Genomic DNA, 18,052 nt, shown 5'->3' with positions numbered 1-18,052 from the left:
GTTTCCGCACCGGCGGCGGGGTAACTCGGCGCCGCGACACGTCCCGCCCCCCCACGGAGGTGCCCCCCATGCCCGAGTACGGCTACTTCCTGTCCTGTGAGGAACACGGTCCCGCCGAGCTGGTCGAGCAGGCGCGGATGGCCGAGCAGGCCGGTTTCCAGGCGCTGTGGATCTCCGACCACTACCACCCCTGGAACGACGCGCAGGGGCAGAGCCCGTTCGTGTGGTCGGTGATCGGCGCGCTCTCCGAGGCGGTGTCGCTGCCCATCGAGACGGCGGTGACCTGCCCGACGGTGCGCACCCACCCGGCGGTGGTGGCGCAGGCCGCGGCGACCTGCGCGGTGATGACGGGGGGCCGGTTCCGGCTGGGGGTGGGCACCGGGGAGGCGCTGAACGAGCACATCCTGGGGGACGCGTGGCCGCCCGCGCACATCCGGATGGAGATGCTGGAGGAGGCCATCACGGTGATGCGCAAGCTGTTCACCGGGGAGGAGGTCAGCCACCGCGGCACCCACTACACCGTGGAGAACGCCCGCCTCTACACGGTCCCCGAGGAGCCCGTCCCCATCGACGTCTCCGGGTTCGGCCCCAAGGCGACGTCGCTGGCGGCGCGGGTCGGCGACGGCTACATCACGATGATGCCCGAGGAGCCGATGGTGGAGCAGTTCCGCAAGGGCGGCGGGGGCACCAAGCTGGTGAGCGGCGGGACGAAGGTCTGCTACGGCACCGACCGCGACGAGGCGGTACGGACCGTGCGGCGGCTGTGGGCCAACGAGCTGCTGCCCGGCGAGATGGGGCAGGTGCTGCCCACGCCGCGCCACTTCGAGCAGTTGGAGCCGCTGGTCACCGAGGACATGGTGCGCGACGGCCGGGTCTGCGGGGACGACGTGGACGAGCACGTCGGCGCGCTGAACGCGTTCGCCGAGGCGGGCTTCGACCGGGTCTACGTCAACCAGATCGGCCCGGAGCAGCGGGCGTTCTTCGACTTCTACCGGACGAAGGTGCTCCCGCAGCTCCAGGGGTGACGCGGGCGAGGGGTCAGGCCCGGTGGTGCGGGCCCTCCGGGTCGGTCCCCTCGGCCCGCGGCGCTTCCGGCGCCCCGGGCGCCGTCGGCGGCATCGGCGGGTAGGGCACGCTCCCCAGGCCGCCGGGCGGACCGGCGGGCGGGGTGCCGCCGGGCACCCGGTCCTCGCCACCGGGCGCCTGAACCGCGTCCTGCCGGGAGGGCCGGGCGGCGCCGCGCAGCAGGTAGGCGATCGCGGCGAGGAGCACGGCGGTGATCAGCGCCGCCGACCAGTCGGGCAGCCCGGCGGCGAGGGCGAGGCCCACGGTGAGCGCGAGGGCGGCGCCCGCGTACAGGGCGACGGCGCCGGACGCGGCGTACAGCGCGGCCTTGCGCCGCTGCTCGCGCGCCTGCCGGTGCAGTTCGTCCCGCACCGTCTCACGCGCCACCTGCGCCAGTTCGTCGACGAGGTGCTTGTCCAGGTGTTCCAGATGATCAAGGCGCTTCATGGCGCCCGGGTACCCTTGGTCGACGCAGCGTAACGCCTTGGCGTCAGCTCTCGGCCTTGACCATCTCCACGGTCAGCGCCCAGCGTTCGTGGTCCCGCCAGGCCCCGTCGATGAACAGCATGTCCGGCGAGTAGCCCTCCAGACGGAAGCCGCAGGCGCGGGCCAGGGCGATGGACGCGGCGTTGTCGGGCTGCACGTTGATCTCCAGCCGGTGCAGCCCCATCGCCCCGAACGCGTACCGCACCACCAGCCCGAGCCCCTCCCGCATCAGCCCCCGCCCGGCGGCGTGCGCGAACGCCCCGTAGCCGAGGGCGCCGCACTGGAACGCCCCGGCGACGATGTTGTTGACGTTGATGAACCCGGCGAGGGCGCCGTCGTCGAGGTCGCAGACGAGGAACCCCGCCTTGGTGGGATCGTCGATGAGCCGCCCCGCGTACCCGGCGTACTCCTGCTCGGTCTGCGGCGGGAAGAGCCACGGCCGGTGCAGCTCCCGGCTCTCGCGGGCCCGCGCGACGAACTCGGCGGCGTCGGCGCGGGTGAAGTGCCGGATGCCCACGCGGGGGCCCTCGGCGAGGTGGCGGGAGACGGGGTGCGGCACCCCGCCACCCTACGGCCTCACGCGCTCCCTGCGCCGCCTGACGAAGTACGCCCCGCACAGCACCCCGATGAGCCACATCGCGAGCAGCGCCGCCCACAGCGGCATGGACACCACCGGCACCAGCAGGCGGATGTCGGTGGTCTGGGTGTTCTCGAAGATGAAGACCAGGGCGAGGAGGGCGAGGACCAGGACGGCGATCTGGCCGGTGCTCATCGCACGGGCCTGACCGGCGTCCGGCCCACCGCCGGTGTCGCCCGGCGCGGTCTGCTTCCGGCTCATGCCACCAGCGTGCGCCCTCCCCCGGCCGACCCGCGCGGGAAACGCCGCCCCCCGGGTGACGTCACCGCAGCGCCGGTGCGTCCAGGGTCAGGGTCGCCCGGTCCGCGTCCAGCTCGGCCGCCACCCCGAACGGCACGGTGAGCGCGCCCTCGCAGTGCCCGAACCCGAACTCCTCCACCACCGGCACCCCGAGCCCGCCGAGCCGGTCGACGAGCAGCGCCCGCACCTCGTCGTAGGGGTCGCACTCCGCCCACGACCCGAGCAGCACCCCGCGCACGCCGTCCAGCCAGCCGGAGCGCAGCAACTGGGTGAGGTAGCGGTCGAGCCGGTACGTCTCCTCCCCCACGTCCTCCAGGCAGAGCAGGCCGCCGCTGGCGGCGGGGCGGGCGTGCGGGGTGCCGAGGTCGGCGGCGAGCAGGCTGAGGCAGCCGCCGAGGAGGACGCCGCGGGCCCGGCCGGGGACGAGGGCGCGTCCGGCGGAGGGGATGGTGCGCACGGTCTCCGGGGCGAACAGGGTGGCCCGCAGGTGGTCCTGGGCGCGGGCGTTCTTCAGGAAGTCGACCGCCGCGGTCATCGGGCCGTGCAGGGTGGCCAGGCCGAGCCGGGTGGCGAACGCTTCGTGCAGCGCGGTGATGTCGCTGTAGCCGACGAACACCTTGGGCCCGGCGGCCCGCATCGCCTCCCAGTCGAGCAGGTCGACCATGCGCTGGACGCCGTAGCCGCCGCGGGCGCACAGCACGGCGTCCACGGCCGGGTCGCACCAGGCGTTCTGGAGGTCGGCGGCGCGGTCGGCGTCCGCGCCCGCCAGGTAGTCGAACGTGCCGTGCCGGTCGAGGACGTGCGGGGCGACGACCGGGTCGAGGTCCCAGCCGCGCAGCACGTCGAGCCCGGCCTGCAGCCGCTCCTCCGGGACCGGCCCGCTGGGCGCGACGACGGCGACCCGGGCGCCGGGCGCCAGCCGGGCGGGCCGGGTCAGCTCTCGCACCTGGGTCACTTGGTCAGCTCCAGCGTCGGGACACCGGTCGGGTTGAGCCCGAACACCTGGGCGTACAGGGAGAGTTCGGCCTCCAGGGCGCGCACCATGGTCTCGGCGCGCCGAAAGCCGTGGCCCTCGCCCTCGAAGGCGATGTAGGCGTGCGGCACCCGGCTGCCCTCGATGCGGGCGAGGAAGCGTTCGCACTGGGAGGGCGGGCAGATCGGGTCGTCGAGGCCCTGGAGCAGCAGGAACGGCACGGTGAGGTGCTCGGCCCGCTCGGTCGGGGAGCGCTCGGCGTACCGGCCGGGCACCTCCGCGAGCGGTCCGACGAGGCTCTCCAGGTACTGCGACTCGAAGTCGTGGGTCTCCCCCGTCGCCCAGCCGGTGAGGTCGAGGATGGGGTAGATGATCGTGCCGCAGGCGTAGACGTCGGTGGCGGTGAGGGAGGCGGCGGAGGTCCAGCCGCCCGCGCTGCCGCCGCGGATGGCGAGGCGGTCCCGGTCGGCGGTGCCCTCGTCGGCGAGGGCGAGTGCGACGGCGGCGCAGTCCTCGACGTCGACGACGCCCCACTGCTCGCGCAGCCGGTTGCGGTACTCGCGCCCGTAGCCGGTGGAGCCGCCGTAGTTGACCTCCGCGACGCCGATGCCGCGGGAGGTGAAGTAGGCGATCTCCAGGTCCAGGACGAGCGGGGAGCGCCCGGTGGGCCCGCCGTGCGCCCAGACGACGTAGGGCGGCAGGTCGGGTCCGGGGGCCACGCAGCCGGGGTTGTGCGGCGGGTAGACGTGGGCGTGGATGTCCCGGCCGTCGGGTCCGGTGAAGGTGCGGATCTGCGGCTCGGGGTAGTAGGCGGGGTCCACGGCGTCGTCGTGGGGGGCGCCGACGACGCGGGCGTGGCCGGTGCGGGTGTCGAGTTCGACGACCTCCCAGGCGCTGCGCGGGCTGGCGCCGACGGCGACGACGCGTTCGCCGTGCACGGCGAGGGTGGCGGAGAACTCGGTCCAGGGTCCGGCGGCGTCGACGACCTCGCCGGTCTCGGGGTCGAGTATGCCGAGGGCGGTGGCGCCGCGGCCGTGGACGACGGCGACGGTGCCGCTGTCGAGGGGGGCGAACCAGCGCTGTCCGAGCCGCCACAGCGGGCCGCCGAACTCCTCCTCGCGCGTGCACAGCGGGGCGCCGTCGCGGTAGAGGTTCCACCAGCCGCCGCGGTCGCTGGCGTACAGCAGGGCGCCGTCCGCCGACCAGTCGGCCTGCGCGATGGACTCCTCGGGGCCGCCCGCGACGGTGCGCGGCTCGTCGAAGGTGCCGTCGGCGCGGACGTCGGCGACCAGCAGCTCGGTGCCGTCCCAGGGCATCCGCGGGTGGTCCCAGGCCAGCCAGGCGGCCCGCCGCCCGTCCGGGGAGAGCCGGGGTCCGGTGACGAACCGCTGCCGGGCGGGGGTGAGTTCGCGCACCGCGTCCCGGTCCTGCGCGGCGGACCCGTCCAGCGGTACGGCGGCCAGGACGCGCCGTACGTCGGTGGGGCCGTCGCCGGTGAACTCCTCCAGGACGCACCACACCTCGCCGCGCTCCACGCGCAGCACCAGGTCGGCCCAGCGCAGCCCGCCGCCGACCGGCGACAGCGGCGTCAGCGGAACCGGTTCGGCGCCCGGCCGGTACCGGTACAGCCGCTGGTCAGCGAAGTGGACGAACACCACCAGGGGCGCGCCGTCGACGACGGCTCCGGCCCAGGGCTGGCCGCCGTACTCGATGACGCGGCTGCGGACGTTCCACGGGGCGGGCAGCACGGACTCCTCCGTGCCGTCGCCGTGCCGTCGCACCAGCGTGCGCCGACCGCCCTCGGTGGGGCGCGGCGCGGTCCACCAGACCTCGTCGCCGACGAAGCCGACGAACTCGGGGTGTCCGTCGTGCGCGGCGGCCGTGGCCGCGTCGATCGGCGAGGGCCATGAACCGTATGGCAGGGTCTGCACCTTTTTCCCTCCCTCTCCCGGCCCCGCTCAGGCCGTCCGCAGAAAGCGGTCGAGGACGCGGACACCGAAGTGCAGCGCCTCGACGGGCACCCGCTCGTCGACCCCGTGGAAGAGGGCCTGGTAGTCGAACCCCTCCGGCAGCTTCAGCGGCGCGAAGCCGTAGCCGGTGATGCCGAGCCGGGAGAACTGCTTGGCGTCGGTGCCGCCCGACATGCAGTACGGCACCACGTGGCCCTCCGGCGCGAACTCCCGCACCGCGGCGCGCAGCCCGGCGAACGTGGGCGAGTCCACCGGCGCCTGGAGGGCGACCTCGTGGTGGGCGAACTCCCAGTCGACGTCCGGGCCGGTGAGCCGGTCGAGGGTGGCGCGGAACTCCTCCTCGCCGCCCGGCAGATAGCGTCCGTCGACATGGGCGACGGCCTGGCCGGGGATGACGTTCACCTTGTAACCGGCGTCCAGCATGGTCGGGTTGGCGCTGTTGCGGACGGTCGCCTCGACCAGCTTGGCGGCCGGGCCCAGCTTCTCCAGCAGGGCGTCGACGTCGCTGAGGTCGGTCTCGATGCCGTAGACGGCGGCGAGTTCGGTGAGCGCGGCGCGCACGGTCGGGGTGAGCCGCAGCGGCCACTCGTGGTCACCGATCCGGGCGATCGCGGCGGACAGCCGGGTCACCGCGTTCTCGCGGTTGACCTTGGAGCCGTGTCCGGCGCGGCCGCGCGCGGTGAGCTTCAGCCAGGCGGTGCCGCGCTCCCCGGCGGCGATCGGGTAGATCTCGCGGCCCGCGCCGTCGTGGAAGGTGAACGCGCCGGACTCGCTGATGCCCTCGGTGCAGCCCTCGAACAGGTGCGGGTGCCGGTCCGCGAGGAACCCGGAGCCGTCCTCGGCGCTGGCCTCCTCGTCGGCGGTGAAGGCGACCACGATGTCCCGGCGCGGGCGGACGCCGTGGCGGGCCCAGTCGCGCACCACGGCGAGGATCATCGCGTCCATGTTCTTCATGTCGACGGCGCCCCGCCCCCACACGACGCCGTCGCGGACCTCGCCGGAGAACGGGTGCACGCTCCAGTCGGCGGCCTCGGCCGGTACGACGTCCAGGTGGCCGTGGACGAGCAGCGCGTCGGCGGACGGGTCGGTCCCCTCGACGCGGGCGACGACGTTGGTGCGGCCCTCGGTGCGCTCAAGCAGCACCGGTTCGAGCCCGGCGTCCGCGAGCCGCTCGGCGGCGTACTCGGCGGCGGGCCGCTCCCGGCAGTCGCCGCCGCCCCGGTTGGTGGTGTCGATGCGGATCAGGTCGGACGTGAAGGTCACGACCTCGTCCAGGGCCCGCTGGTCAGCCATACTGCTCCTCCACGGCGGCGGAGACGACGGTGGTGACGGCCTTGAAGGTGCGGATGCCCTCGAACATGGTCCCGCTGGTGTAGGCCACCTTCCGCTCCCCGATCCGCTCCACTCCCGGTACGACGGTCGCCGCCATGGCGAGATGCTCGGCGTCGAACTCGACGGCGACTGTATACGGTCCACCGGCGACCGGTTCCCGCCGCCCCGCGAGGCCCACCGCCTCCTTGGCCGCGGCCCGGATGTCGGCGGCGGTGCGGGCGGGCGTCCGGCACACGGCGGCGTACCGGGACACGTGGTCCTTGACGGCGACCTTCAGCGCCTCGGGGGCGTAGCCGAGGGCGTCCTCGCAGGCCACGTCGTCGCCGGTGACCAGGATGACCGGCACCCCGTACTCGGCGACCACGTGCGCGTTGAGCAGGCCCTCGCTGGCGCGCACGTCGTTCAGCCACACCCCGGTGATGGAGTTGGCGAGGTAGGTGTGCGCGAGCACGCCCTCCTCCCCGGCCCCCGCGTGGTAGCCGACGAACGCGATGGCGTCGACGTCGCCGTGCTGCACGCCCTCCACCATGGACAGCGACTTGTGCCGCCCGGTGAGCATCTGCACCCGTTCGTCCAGATCCTCCAGGAGCAGGTTGCGCATCGTCCAGTGGGCCTCGTTGACGAGCACCTCGTCGGCGCCCCCGTCGAAGAAGCCGAGGGCGGCGGCGTTGACGTCCGAGGTGAACATGGAACGGCAGCGTTCCCACTGCGGGGTCCCCGGCAGCACGTCGGCGGGCCAGGTCACCCCCGTGGCGCCCTCCATGTCGGCGCTGATCAGGATCTTCATGCTGCGAAACGTTACGCGTCGCGGCCGGAACGGGCCAGGACGCGGGACGGCCGTTCCCGGCGTCCGGCGCCCCGGCCGCCCGGTCCGGTGCCGCTCAGGTCTCCCGGGTCACTGCTGGCGCCCTGCCACCAGCCAGCCGGACGGCAGTTCTATCCGGGTGCCGTCCTCAGTGTACTCCGTGGTGACCAAAGGGAGTTCACCGCTCGCCAGCACGGTGAGCCCGGCCGCGCGCAGCAGGTCGGGCACGGCGGCGTCGGCGACCTCGCCGGGCGCGATGCCGTGCCGCAGGACGGGCGCGAGCTTCGCGGGCGGACCGGCGGGGCCCTGCGCGAGACCGCGCAGTACGGCTCCGGCGGCCTGCGAGGGCTCGACGAGGAAGACCCGGCCGCGCTCCCCGGCGAGCGTGGCGATGCTGTCGGCCAGCGGCTGCCGGTCGTCGGGCTCGCACTGGTGCAGCACGCCCCGCACGTACACGTTGGCGTCGCCCAGCTCGGCGTGCAGGGTCTGCGCCTCGCCCTTCTCGGCGGCGTCCAGCAGCCGGTAGCTGGCCTGTCCGGCCGGGTCGGCGCGGCGGGCGTGGTCGAGGGCGGCGGCGGACAGGTCGACGCCGATCACATGGGGGAAGCGGTCGGCGAGGAACCGGGTCTGGGTGCCGTTGCCGCAGCCGAGGTCGAGCAGCGGCAACGTGGGCTCCAGCAGGTGCGGTTCGAACAGCGCCAGGTGGCGTCCGGCGGTCAGCGCGGGCTCCGCGTCCCAGAACACCGCCCCCGGTTCGTCCGACGCCTCCTGCCAGAAGCCCTCCCAGGCGTCCCGGTACCGACTCGTCACGCTCATGCCCAACTCCCCAGGGTGCGAAGGCGACCCGCTCCGACAGACGGGCCAGTACGGTCTACCGCGCCCGGGTCACCGCCACAAGAACGCGGCGCACATCCCGCACGCCCCGTTCACTCCCCCACGCCCCGAGTGCGCCCCCTCTCGGGGCCAGCGGCACGGCAGGGCACACCGGAACCAGCCCGTCATCCGCACACGAGGACCACCCGCATCCACAGGCGAGGGCCGCCCGCCTGCCCGTTCGCTCCCCCCGCGGGGTCAGCGGCGTGGCAGGGTGAGTTCGAACCACACCGTCTTGCCCGCGCCGGTCCGGGTGGCGCCCCACTCGCGGGCGAGCGTGCTGACGACGCGCAGTCCGCGTCCGGTCTCGTCGTCGCCGGAGGCGCTGAGCAGGGTGGGCAGTTCGTGGTCGTCGTCGTCCACCTCGCACAGCAGGGTGTCGCCGCGCACCAGGCGCAGCCCGACCGGGCGGTGGTGGGAGTGCCGTACCGCGTTGGTGACGAGTTCGCTGACCAGCAGTTCGGCGGTGTACGCCGTCTTCGCCAGGCCCCAGTCGTGGAGCTGCTCGCGGACCGCGGCCCGGGCCCGGCCGACCTCGGCGGGGTCGAGGGGCAGCCGCCACTCCGCGACGTCGTCGGGCTCGATGCCGCTGAGCCGGGCCATCAGCAGGGCCACGTCGTCCTTGCGGCCACCGCGCGGATTGAGGGCGCGGATGATGGTGTCGCAGGCGTCGTCCATGGACGCGGCCGGGTGCGCCGCCGACTCGCACAGCGTGGCGAGGCCGACGCCGATGTCCTCGCCGCGCACCTCGACCAGCCCGTCCGTGCACATCACCAGCCGGTCACCGGGCCGCACGGGCACCCGGACCGCCTCGAACGGCACGCCGCCGATGCCGATCGGGGCGCCCGTGGGCAGGTCGAGCAGCTCACTGCGGCCGTCCTCGGCGCGCACCAGCACCGGTGGGATGTGCCCGGCGTTGGCGAGGCACAGTTCGCCCGCGACGGGGTCGTAGACGGCGTACAGACAGGTCGCGAGGTAGTTCTCGCCGAGCCGCTGGGCGAGGTCGTCGAGGTTGCGCAGCAGTTGCGCGGGCGGCAGGTCGAGGGCGGCCATGGTCTGCACGGCGGTGCGCAACTGTCCCATCATCGCCGCGGAGTTCAGGCCGTGGCCCATGACGTCCCCGACGACGAACGCGGTGCGGGCGCCGGGCAGCTTCACCGAGTCGAACCAGTCGCCGCCGACCCGGCCGAGGAGCGTGCCGGGGAGGTAGCGGGTGGCGATGTCGCAGCCCGCCATCCGCGCCGGGATGTGCGGCAACATGCTGTCCTGGAGGGTCTCGGCGACGGACTCCTGGTAGGTGTACATGCGCGCGTTGTCCAGGACGAGGCCCGCGCGGGCGGCGAGTTCGGCGCCGGTGACCCGGTCCATGTCGTTGAACACGGGCCGCTCGGGATGCCGCAGCAGGATCATGAACCCGAGGACGACGTTGCGGGCCTTCAGCGGTACGACCAGCATGGAGCGCCCGGTGATCAGCGGCCGGATGTCGCGCTTCTCGAACTGCGCGGCGATGGCGTGCCCCATCTCCTCGCTGATTCGCGGCACCAGCACCGGCTCCCCGGTGGTCATGCACTGGAAGAACGGGGTGTGCGCCGGGAACGGCATGGCCTCGCCGACCGGCACCACGTCGTCCCAGCGGCCGGGTTCGTCGGTGTGCTCCAGGGCCACCCGGTGCCAGAGGGTGGTGGTGTCCGGCACACCGCCCGGGAACCCCTCACCGGCGACGACCTGCTCGCGCAGATAGGTGCCCGCGACGTCGGTGAACCGGGGTACGACGGCCTTGCTGACCTCGACGATGGTCGCCGCGAGGTCGAGTGAGGTGCCGATCCGGCCGCTGACCTCGTTGAGGAACTCCAGGCGCTCGCGGACGGCGGCGTACTCCAGGTCCTCGCTGTCGTCGGCGTCCTCGCGCAGGTCCGTCGGCACGGGCTCGCCCGCCGCGACCGCCCGCGCGAGCCGCTCCCGGCGCGCCCGGCGCTCGGCACGCCGGGGCACGCCCCAGTCGGGGGTGACGGGCACCCGGTCGTTCTGGCTGAACTCCAGGACGGGGTAGCCCAGTTCCAGGACCTGTCCGACGATCCGGGCGCTCTCCTCGACGCTCATGCTGGGCAGGATCTCGGGCAGCCCGCGCGCGAGGCGCTCGGCGCCGGGGAAGTCGGTGTGCAGGGCGAAGGCGGGCACGATCCGCTCGACGACGGCGTCGGTGGCGTCGAGCGCGTCGTCGGGGTCGCGCAGTTGGAGGGGCGCGGCGTCGGCGGCGAGCACGAGCAGTCGTTCCGGGCCGGGGCCGACCAGCGGGTAGGCCCACCACAGCACGTCGATCCGGTCCCGTCCTGGCACGCTGAGCCGCGCGCAGCCCGCGGCCGGGTAGGACAGCTCCCCGCCGAGGGAGACGTCGAGGTCGGGTCCGAGCCCGTCGTCCTCGCCGTACGGGGACAGGGCGCCGTCCTCGGGCAGCGCGCCGGAGACGGGGAGCAGGTCGACCACCGGCCGGCCGAGCGCCGCCTCCTTGGGGGTGCCGAACAGCCGCCGGGCCCCGGCGCTCCAGTGGGAGACGAGGCCCTCGCGGTCGACGACGACCACGGCGAGCGGGATGCGTCCGGCGACGGCGTTCCCCGGCACCGGGTGGCCGTCGGCCGCCGCGCGGCCGTCGGTGCCACGGTCCATGGTCCAGGCCCTCCTCCCCCATGGCTGAGCAAGATCTGTCCCCCGGCCTCCACGGTACGGCGGTCACCGCGCCCGATGTGCGGCAACGGGCGAATTGACCGTACCCGCGGGGAGGTGTCAGTCCTCGTGCCCGAGCTGGAGGTCCCGTTCGGTGCGTCCGCCGCCCGCGACCTGGAGGACGGTGGCGACGGGCGGGTACCCGGCGGCGATGACGGTGTACTCGCCGGAGGACAGGTCGACGAAGCGGAAGGTGCCGTCGGCCGGGGTGGTGAGGGTGTCGACGACGTTGCCCGCCGCGTCCAGGAGGGTCACGCGCGCGTCCTCGACGGGTCGTCCGCCCCGGCCCGGACCGTGCCGCGCAGCACGGCGCCGCCCGCGAGTTCGACGTCCTGCCGGGTCTCCCGGGCGGCCTGCACGGTGACCGGCAGGGCGGCGGGGCGGAAGGCGGGCGCGCTGGCGGCGAGGGTGTACTCACCGGCGACGAGTTCGGTGATGACGTAGCCGCCCTCGCGTCCGCTGCGGGTGGTGGCGACGACCTCGCCGTGCACGTTGGTGAGGGTGACGGTGGCGTCCCGCACGGGGGTGCCGTCGGCGGTGAGCACGCTCCCGGCGAGGCGTCCGGCACCGCCGAGGACGACGTCGAGTTCGACGGGCCGCTCCCCGACGGTCACGGAGACCGCCTGCGGCTGGTGGCCGCCCGCGGCGGCGATCAGCACGTACGCCCCCGCCCCCGGCGTGGCCAGCGCGTACCGCCCGTCGTCGCCGCTCGCGCCGCGCCCGACCTGCTGTCCGGCGACGTCGATCAGGGTGAGCGCGGCGCGCGGCACGACGGTGCCGTCCGGGTGCTGCACGGTGCCGCAGACGGCGATCCCGGCGGTGTAGGAGTGGCGCGCCTGCGGCACCGGCGGGGGCGGCGGTACGGCGTTCAGCCGGGCGGTGTCCGGTTCGGTGGTGGGGGCGTTGTGGGACACCAGTGGTTTCTCCTTGAGGAAGAAGGCGATGAGCAGACCGAGGACGAGCACCGGCACGAGGTAGAGGAAGATCCTCGGCATGGCGTCGGCGTAGGCCCGGATGTAGCTGTCGCGCAGCTCGGGCGGCAGGGCGTGCACGAGCTGCGGGGTGAGGGACTCGGCGGCGGGCAGCCCGGCGCCCGCGCGCGCGGGGAGTTCGTCGGCGAGGGCGTCGGTGAGCCGGTCGGCGAAGAGGGTGCCGAAGACGGCGGCGCCGACGCTGCCGCCGATCTGCCGGAAGTAGTTGTTGGCGCTGGTCGCGGTGCCGAGGTCGGCGGGGCGGACGCTGTTCTGCACGGCGAGGATGAGCACCGGCATCACCATGCCGATCCCGGCGCCGAGGACGGCCATCCAGAGGCTGTAGTGCGCGCGGGGGGTGTCGGCCTCCAGCCGGGACAGCAGCCACATCCCGACGACGCACAGGGCGCAGCCGAGGACCGGGTGGGCCTTGTAGCGGCCGGTGCGGCTGACGAGCTGCCCGGTGACGATGGAGGCGCCGACGATGCCCGCCATCATCGGCAGCATCAGCAGCCCGGACTCGGTGGCGGAGGCGCCGTCGACCATCTGGAGAAAGGTCGGCAGGTAGCTGGCGGCGCCGAACAGGGCGACGCCGACGACCAGGCCGACCAGGCTGGTGACGTTGAAGACGGAGTCCCGGAACAGCCGCAGCGGGATGAGGGGTTCGGCGGCGCGGTGCTCGGCGAGCAGGAAGAGCAGGGTGGCGGCGACGGCTCCGGCGCCGAGGCCGAGGATGACGCGTGAGTCCCAGGCGTGTTCGGTGCCGCCCCAGGTGGTCAGCAGCACCACGCAGGTGGAGGCGGCGGCGAGCAGCAGCGCCCCGAGGAGGTCGAGGCGTGCCTTCCGTGCCGGTTTGGGGAGTTTCAGCACGACGGCGACGACGACCATGGTGACCAGCCCGAAGGGCACGTTGACGTAGAAGCACCAGCGCCAGGAGAGGTGGTCGGTGAAGTAGCCGCCGAGCAGGGGTCCGGCGACGGAGGCGAGGCCGAAGGCGGCGCCGATCAGGCCCATGAACCGGCCGCGCCGCCGGGGCGGCACGATGTCCGCGATGATCGCCTGTACGCCGATCATGAGCCCGCCCGCGCCGACGCCCTGGACGGCCCGGTAGGCGATGAGCTGGTCCATGGTCTGGGCCCGCCCGGCGAGCGCGGAGCCGACGACGAAGACGACGATCGCGAACTGGAAGACGCCCTTGCGGCCGAGGAGGTCCCCGAGCTTGCCGTAGACCGGCAGTCCGACGGTGGCGGTGAGGAGGTAGGCGGTGATCGCCCAGGACATCTTCTCCAGGCCGTGCAGTTCGCCGACGATCCGCGGCAGCGCGGTGGCGACGATCATCTGCTCCAGGGCGGCGAGCAGCAGCGCCAGCATCAGCCCGAAGAACACCAGCCGCACCCGGCGCGGGCTGAGCCCGGCGTCGGTGGCGGTCCCGTCGGCGGGCGGGGGCGGGGGTGCCGCGACCGGTTCATCCTGTACCAGAGTCGTCCCGCCCACGTACCGCTCCCCTCGTCGCGCCTGCCGCACGGTGCCCGCGGAAGCGGAAACGGCGCGCAGGCGCGGCGAGTTACGGCGGCGGACCGGTCCCCGCGGAGATCCACTCGAACCGGTGAGCCCTCAACGGCGGCGCCGGGACGGCCCTTTGTCTACTTCTCGACCTCGGTGGCGAGCCTGGCGAGGATGGCGTCGTAGATCCGGGCGAGGCCCTTGGGCGCGAAGGTCCGCTCGAAGAAGCCGCCGATGCCGGTGGCGCCCTGCCAGGTGGTGGTCACCACGACGCGGGCCTTGCCCTCCCCGGCCGGGGTGACCCGCCAGGTGGTGACCATGGAGGAGTTGCGGTCCTTCTCGACGAGGTCGCCGTCGGACGGCTCGGTGACCTCCAGCAGGCAGTCCCGGACGCGCTTGCTGGTGGCCTGGAGCTTCCAGTGGACCAGGGTGCCCTCGCCGTCGCCGCCCTCGCGCACCTCGTACTCGCTGAACTGTTCGGGCAGCAGCTTGGCTCGGGTGCCGCTGTAGTCGGCGAGGGTGTCGAACACCGTGTCCGGGTCCGCCGCGACGACCCGCTCCGTGCTGGCCTCGACCTGCGCCATCGACTTCCTCCAGGGCTTGAGTTCTCAAGGTCGGGGCAAGCCAACCACCCCGGTCCCCGGCCGCCAAATCGGGGCTTCGGAAGTGACCGAACACGATCATGGGAACACATGTTCTATTCTGTGCCCAGTGCTACCGAGGAGGCGTCATGCGCTGGGAGAACCTCACGACGGGATCCGGCGAGGGCGAGGGGTCCGGCGAACACGGCCGGGCGGCCGACGCCGCGCTGTTCGGCGCGGACGCGGTGCATACGCGCACCTTCGACACGCCGGAGTTCGCGGGCATCACCTTCCACGAGATCCGGGCCCGCTCCATCCTGAACCGGGTGCCGGGCGCCTCCCGGATGCCGTTCGAATGGACGGTGAACCCGTACCGGGGGTGCACGCACGCGTGCGTGTACTGCTTCGCGCGCAAGACGCACAGCTATCTCGACCTCGACACCGGGCTCGGCTTCGACTCACAGATCGTGGTCAAGGTGAACGCGCCGGAGCTGCTGCGCCGCCAGCTCGGCTCGCGGCGCTGGCAGGGCGAGCACGTGGCGATGGGCACCAACGTGGACTGCTACCAGCGGGCGGAGGGCCGCTACCGGCTGATGCCGGGCATCATCGGCGCCCTGCGCGACCACGCCAACCCGTTCTCCATCCTCACCAAGGGCACGCTGATCCTGCGCGACCTCGATCTGCTGGCCGAGGCGGCGGAGGTGACCGACGTCGGCATCTCCGTCTCGGTCGGCTTCACCGACCCGGAGCTGTGGCGCACCGTGGAGCCGGGCACGCCCTCCCCCGAGCGGCGCCTCGACGTCGTCCGCGCCCTCGGTGAGCGGGGCATCGGCTGCGGGGTGCTGATGGCGCCGGTGATCCCGTTCCTGAGCGACCACCCGGACCGGCTGCGGGCCACCGTGCGGGCGATCGCGGCCAGCGGGGCGACGTCCGTGACGCCGCTGGTGCTGCACCTGCGGCCGGGCGCGCGGGAGTGGTTCATGGCCTGGCTGGGACGCCACCACCCCTCTCTGGTGGGCCGCTACGAGCGGCTGTACGCGGACGGCGCGTACGCGCCCAAGTGGTACCAGCGGCGGATCACCCGTCAGGTGCACGACCTCGCCCGCGAGTACGGCATCGGGCCCTCCTCCGCGGCCATGCCCAGGCGGGTACCGGAGCCGGAGCCCCCGGCCGAAGTGACCGAACCCGTGCAGCTCTCGCTGATCTGACGGGGCATTCGAGCGCATCCGGCGGCCCGATCGGGTCACCTCGGCCCGCCCCGCGTTCCTCTGCTCCCCCTTCCCGGGACGATCCGGCAAGGACCGTGACCCGCGCGGTCCGCAGCCCCTCCGTCCCGGGGAGGACCCGATGGGAAAGCGCGCAGCCCTGCTCTGCGCCGCCGCCGTCCTGGTGGCGGGCACCTGCACCGCCGTACCCGCGCCCGCCGCGGCGAGCCCCGCCGCTGGCCTCACCTGGAAGGCGTGCGGCACCGCCCGCTACCCGACGCTCCAGTGCGCCTCCCTTGAGGTGCCGCTGGACCACGCCGAGCCGCGCGGGCGGCGGATCACCCTCGCGCTGTCCCGCGTCCCGCACACCGCCCACGTCTCCGAGGGGCCGCTGCTGGTCAACCCGGGCGGCCCGGGCGGCAGCGGGCGGACCCTCGCCGGGTACGTCGCCGCCGCGCTGCCCAAGGAGGTCGCGGCGCGGTACGACGTCGTCGGCTTCGACCCGCGCGGGGTGGGCGCCAGCAAGCCCGCGCTGGACTGCCGACCCGGGCACTTCGCCCCCGTGCGGCCCGCCTCCGTGCCGGGCTCGCCGGACGTCGAGCGGGCGGGCCTGGCGCGCGCCCGCGCGTTCGCCGAGTCCTGCGGCAGGAAGTACGCGCGCGTGCTGCCGTACATCGACACGGTCAGCGCCGCGCGGGACCTGGACCTGGTCCGGCGGGCGCTGGGCACGGGGCGGCTGAACTACTTCGGCTACTCGTACGGCACCTACCTGGGCGCGGTCTACGCGCGGCTGTTCCCCAACCGGGTGCGGCGGATGGTGCTGGACTCCGTCGTCGACCCCCGGGGCGTCTGGTACGACGCCAACCTCGCCCAGGACCACGCCTTCGACGCCCGGCACCGGGCGTTCCTGGCCTGGGTCGCCCGGCACGACAGGGCCTACGGTCTGGGCACCGACCCGGAGGCGGTCGGTGAGAAGTGGTACGCCCTGCGGGCGGCCCTCGCGCGGCGCCCGGCGGGCGGGAAGGTGGGCGCCGCCGAACTGGAGGACACCTTCCTGCCGGGCGGCTACTACAACGGCTACTGGCCCTACCTGGCCGAGGCGTTCGCGGCCTACGTACGCGACGAGGACGCCGGTCCCCTGCTGGCGGCGTACGAGGAGTTCGGGGCGGTGGACGCGGCCGGGGACAACAACTACAGCGTCTACACCGCCGTGGAGTGCCGGGACGCCCGCTGGCCGCGCGACTGGCGCCGGTGGCGCGCGGACAACTGGGCGGCGCACGAGAGGGCGCCGTTCATGACCTGGAACAACGCCTGGTACAACGCACCGTGCGCGTTCTGGCCGACCCGGCCGCTGGACCCGGTGGACGTCTCCAACGCCCATCTGCCGCCGGTCCTGCTGTTCCAGGCGACGGGCGACGCGGCCACCCCGTACGAGGGCGCGGTGCGGATGCGCCGGATGCTGCACGGCTCCGCCCTGGTGGTCGAGGACGGCGGCGCCAACCACGGCATCACGCTCAGCGGGAACGGCTGCCTCGACCGCCACCTGACGGCGTATCTGACGCGCGGCACGGTGCCCGCCGCCGAGGGTGGCCCGGGCGTCCGGGACGAGCCGGACGCCGTGTGCGCGCCGCTGCCCGACCCGAGGCCGCTGGGCGGCGGCGGGCGCACGGCGTCGCCGGGCGCGGCACTGCACCGCCTGCTCGGCTTCCGCCGCTGACGGGGCACGGGGTTCGTCGTGGGGCCGCTCAGCGCTTCTTGGGCAGCCGCGCCAGCGCCCGTACCGCCGCCTCCGCGAAGGCCGGGTGGGCGAGGGCGGCCTCCAGGACGGGGCGGGCGCGGGGGTCGCCCAGGGCGCCGAGGCCCTCGACGCAGGCGAGGCCGACCCGGCGGTAGGGGTCGTGCGGGCGCAGCCGCCGGGTGAGGGTGCTGATCAGGGCGGGCACCGACTCGGGGGCGCGCAGCGCGGTCAGCAGCCGTACCGGGTGCAGGGCGTAGGCGACGCGCAGTTCGTTGGTGGCGAGGGCCGCCGCCGCGCGGGCGGTGCGCGGGTCGCCGAGGCGGGCGAGGGCGTACGCGGCGGAGGCGCAGCGCTGCGGGTCGCGGTGGTTGAGGAAGAGCACGAGGGACTCGAAGGCCCGTCGGTCGCCCGCGAGGCCGAGCCGGAACGCGGCCAGCTCCCTGGCCCACAGCGGCTGGCCGGGGGCGGTGAGCACGTCCGCGAGCCGGTCGCGGTCCTCGGTGGCCAGCAGCGCGCCGAACCCGGGGGTGTCGCCGCTCTCCCGCCGTAAGCGCTCCGTGAGCGATCGCAACTCTTCGTCCATGACGCGAGGGTACAAACGATCTCGGCGCCGGGGACCCATCTCACCCGGACAAAGGACTGGCGCGCTCGTTACTCGCCGGTTAAGCTCAGACGAGCGAGTTACCCACTCGCGGACCCTCGTGGTGGCCTGGTGACGCAGCCGCCGCGAGAGCAGTCGGTTCGGTACTCCGTACCGCAGTACGACCCAGGCCCCGGGACAGGGCCGGTCGGCCATCACCGTTCGCCGGGCGTGTGCGCGCCCGAGGCGGGCGGCGGCACCGGGCGTGTGCGCATCGCAGCCCGGCCACACCCGCACCACACAGCAGCACTTCCACGCACCCGGTGCGCCCCCTCGGCGCACCGGGGCGCTCCCAGTCGTCACCCTCATTCC

At 74.1% G+C, this 18,052-nt stretch carries 14 protein-coding genes and 1 pseudogene; 3 read left to right on the top strand and 12 right to left on the bottom strand.

The window, feature by feature from the left end; genetic code table 11:
* The first annotated feature begins 68 nt into the window (after positions 1 to 68).
* Entirely contained in the window at positions 69 to 1,025 is a 957-nt protein-coding gene (locus ACFQZ6_RS29570; protein ID WP_381615025.1) for an LLM class F420-dependent oxidoreductase, read from the top strand.
* 13 nt (positions 1,026 to 1,038) lie between these two features.
* Here the strand turns inward: ACFQZ6_RS29570 and ACFQZ6_RS29565 are convergent, their stop codons facing one another.
* The 11 genes and pseudogenes from ACFQZ6_RS29565 to ACFQZ6_RS29515 all read right to left on the bottom strand — a co-directional run bounded on the left by ACFQZ6_RS29565 (position 1,039) and on the right by ACFQZ6_RS29515 (position 14,160).
* Complete coding sequence (locus tag ACFQZ6_RS29565; protein WP_381615022.1) at positions 1,039 to 1,512, bottom strand: phage holin family protein; 474 nt, start codon at positions 1,510 to 1,512, stop codon at positions 1,039 to 1,041.
* 43 nt (positions 1,513 to 1,555) lie between these two features.
* Complete coding sequence (locus ACFQZ6_RS29560; protein ID WP_381615019.1) at positions 1,556 to 2,110, bottom strand: GNAT family N-acetyltransferase; 555 nt, start codon at positions 2,108 to 2,110, stop codon at positions 1,556 to 1,558.
* A 9-nt stretch (positions 2,111 to 2,119) separates the two neighbouring features.
* Positions 2,120 to 2,389 (bottom strand): LapA family protein, encoded by a 270-nt coding sequence (locus ACFQZ6_RS29555; protein ID WP_381615016.1) that lies wholly within the window; start codon positions 2,387 to 2,389, stop codon positions 2,120 to 2,122.
* 61 nt (positions 2,390 to 2,450) lie between these two features.
* The gene (locus ACFQZ6_RS29550; protein ID WP_381618742.1) at positions 2,451 to 3,374 is read right to left on the bottom strand and encodes a S66 peptidase family protein; all 924 of its coding nucleotides are present in this window, start codon (positions 3,372 to 3,374) and stop codon (positions 2,451 to 2,453) included.
* A 5-nt stretch (positions 3,375 to 3,379) separates the two neighbouring features.
* Positions 3,380 to 5,332 (bottom strand): S9 family peptidase, encoded by a 1,953-nt coding sequence (locus tag ACFQZ6_RS29545; protein WP_381615013.1) that lies wholly within the window; start codon positions 5,330 to 5,332, stop codon positions 3,380 to 3,382.
* Positions 5,333 to 5,359: 27 nt separating this feature from the next.
* A complete protein-coding gene (locus ACFQZ6_RS29540) occupies positions 5,360 to 6,664 on the bottom strand; it encodes a M20/M25/M40 family metallo-hydrolase (protein ID WP_381615010.1) in 1,305 nt (434 codons plus the stop codon).
* On the bottom strand, positions 6,657 to 7,490 hold the full coding sequence (locus ACFQZ6_RS29535) for a M55 family metallopeptidase (RefSeq protein WP_381615007.1): 834 nt from the start codon (positions 7,488 to 7,490) through the stop codon (positions 6,657 to 6,659). Before ACFQZ6_RS29535 ends, ACFQZ6_RS29540 begins: the two co-directional genes overlap by 8 nt.
* 108 nt (positions 7,491 to 7,598) lie before the next feature.
* Entirely contained in the window at positions 7,599 to 8,324 is a 726-nt protein-coding gene (locus tag ACFQZ6_RS29530) for a class I SAM-dependent methyltransferase (protein WP_381615004.1), read from the bottom strand.
* 255 nt (positions 8,325 to 8,579) lie between these two features.
* Positions 8,580 to 11,045, bottom strand: coding sequence for an ATP-binding SpoIIE family protein phosphatase (locus ACFQZ6_RS29525; protein WP_381615001.1), 2,466 nt, complete (start codon positions 11,043 to 11,045; stop codon positions 8,580 to 8,582).
* 117 nt (positions 11,046 to 11,162) lie between these two features.
* Positions 11,163 to 13,567: pseudogene (locus ACFQZ6_RS29520) on the bottom strand (MFS transporter).
* Positions 13,568 to 13,716: 149 nt separating this feature from the next.
* Entirely contained in the window at positions 13,717 to 14,160 is a 444-nt protein-coding gene (locus ACFQZ6_RS29515; RefSeq protein WP_381614999.1) for an SRPBCC family protein, read from the bottom strand.
* Between the two features lie 146 nt (positions 14,161 to 14,306).
* Here ACFQZ6_RS29515 and ACFQZ6_RS29510 point away from each other — a divergent pair, with 146 nt between their 5' ends.
* A complete protein-coding gene (locus ACFQZ6_RS29510; RefSeq protein WP_381614996.1) occupies positions 14,307 to 15,365 on the top strand; it encodes an Rv2578c family radical SAM protein in 1,059 nt (352 codons plus the stop codon).
* Positions 15,366 to 15,504: 139 nt separating this feature from the next.
* Positions 15,505 to 17,079 (top strand): alpha/beta hydrolase, encoded by a 1,575-nt coding sequence (locus tag ACFQZ6_RS29505; RefSeq protein WP_381614993.1) that lies wholly within the window; start codon positions 15,505 to 15,507, stop codon positions 17,077 to 17,079.
* A gap of 28 nt (positions 17,080 to 17,107) precedes the next feature.
* Here the strand turns inward: ACFQZ6_RS29505 and ACFQZ6_RS29500 are convergent, their stop codons facing one another.
* Positions 17,108 to 17,683: an adenylosuccinate lyase gene (locus ACFQZ6_RS29500; RefSeq protein ID WP_381614990.1), complete on the bottom strand. Its 576-nt coding sequence runs from the start codon at positions 17,681 to 17,683 to the stop codon at positions 17,108 to 17,110.
* Positions 17,684 to 18,052: the final 369 nt, after the last annotated feature.

The sequence above is a fragment of the Streptomyces flavalbus genome (assembly GCF_042674625.1).
GTDB lineage: Bacteria > Actinomycetota > Actinomycetes > Streptomycetales > Streptomycetaceae > Streptomyces > Streptomyces flavalbus.
The sequence above is the reverse complement of the archived record's forward strand: the minus strand, read 5'-3'. Positions and strand labels throughout refer to the sequence as shown.

Coding starts and splice junctions, on each gene's coding strand:
- ACFQZ6_RS29530 (WP_381615004.1), bottom strand. CDS start 8,324: ATGAGCGTGACGAGTCGGTACCGGGACGCCTGGGAGGGCTTCTGGCAG.
- ACFQZ6_RS29510 (WP_381614996.1), top strand. CDS start 14,307: ATGCGCTGGGAGAACCTCACGACGGGATCCGGCGAGGGCGAGGGGTCC.
- ACFQZ6_RS29555 (WP_381615016.1), bottom strand. CDS start 2,389: ATGAGCCGGAAGCAGACCGCGCCGGGCGACACCGGCGGTGGGCCGGAC.
- ACFQZ6_RS29535 (WP_381615007.1), bottom strand. CDS start 7,490: ATGAAGATCCTGATCAGCGCCGACATGGAGGGCGCCACGGGGGTGACC.
- ACFQZ6_RS29570 (WP_381615025.1), top strand. CDS start 69: ATGCCCGAGTACGGCTACTTCCTGTCCTGTGAGGAACACGGTCCCGCC.
- ACFQZ6_RS29500 (WP_381614990.1), bottom strand. CDS start 17,683: ATGGACGAAGAGTTGCGATCGCTCACGGAGCGCTTACGGCGGGAGAGC.
- ACFQZ6_RS29505 (WP_381614993.1), top strand. CDS start 15,505: ATGGGAAAGCGCGCAGCCCTGCTCTGCGCCGCCGCCGTCCTGGTGGCG.
- ACFQZ6_RS29540 (WP_381615010.1), bottom strand. CDS start 6,664: ATGGCTGACCAGCGGGCCCTGGACGAGGTCGTGACCTTCACGTCCGAC.
- ACFQZ6_RS29565 (WP_381615022.1), bottom strand. CDS start 1,512: ATGAAGCGCCTTGATCATCTGGAACACCTGGACAAGCACCTCGTCGAC.
- ACFQZ6_RS29525 (WP_381615001.1), bottom strand. CDS start 11,045: ATGGACCGTGGCACCGACGGCCGCGCGGCGGCCGACGGCCACCCGGTG.
- ACFQZ6_RS29515 (WP_381614999.1), bottom strand. CDS start 14,160: ATGGCGCAGGTCGAGGCCAGCACGGAGCGGGTCGTCGCGGCGGACCCG.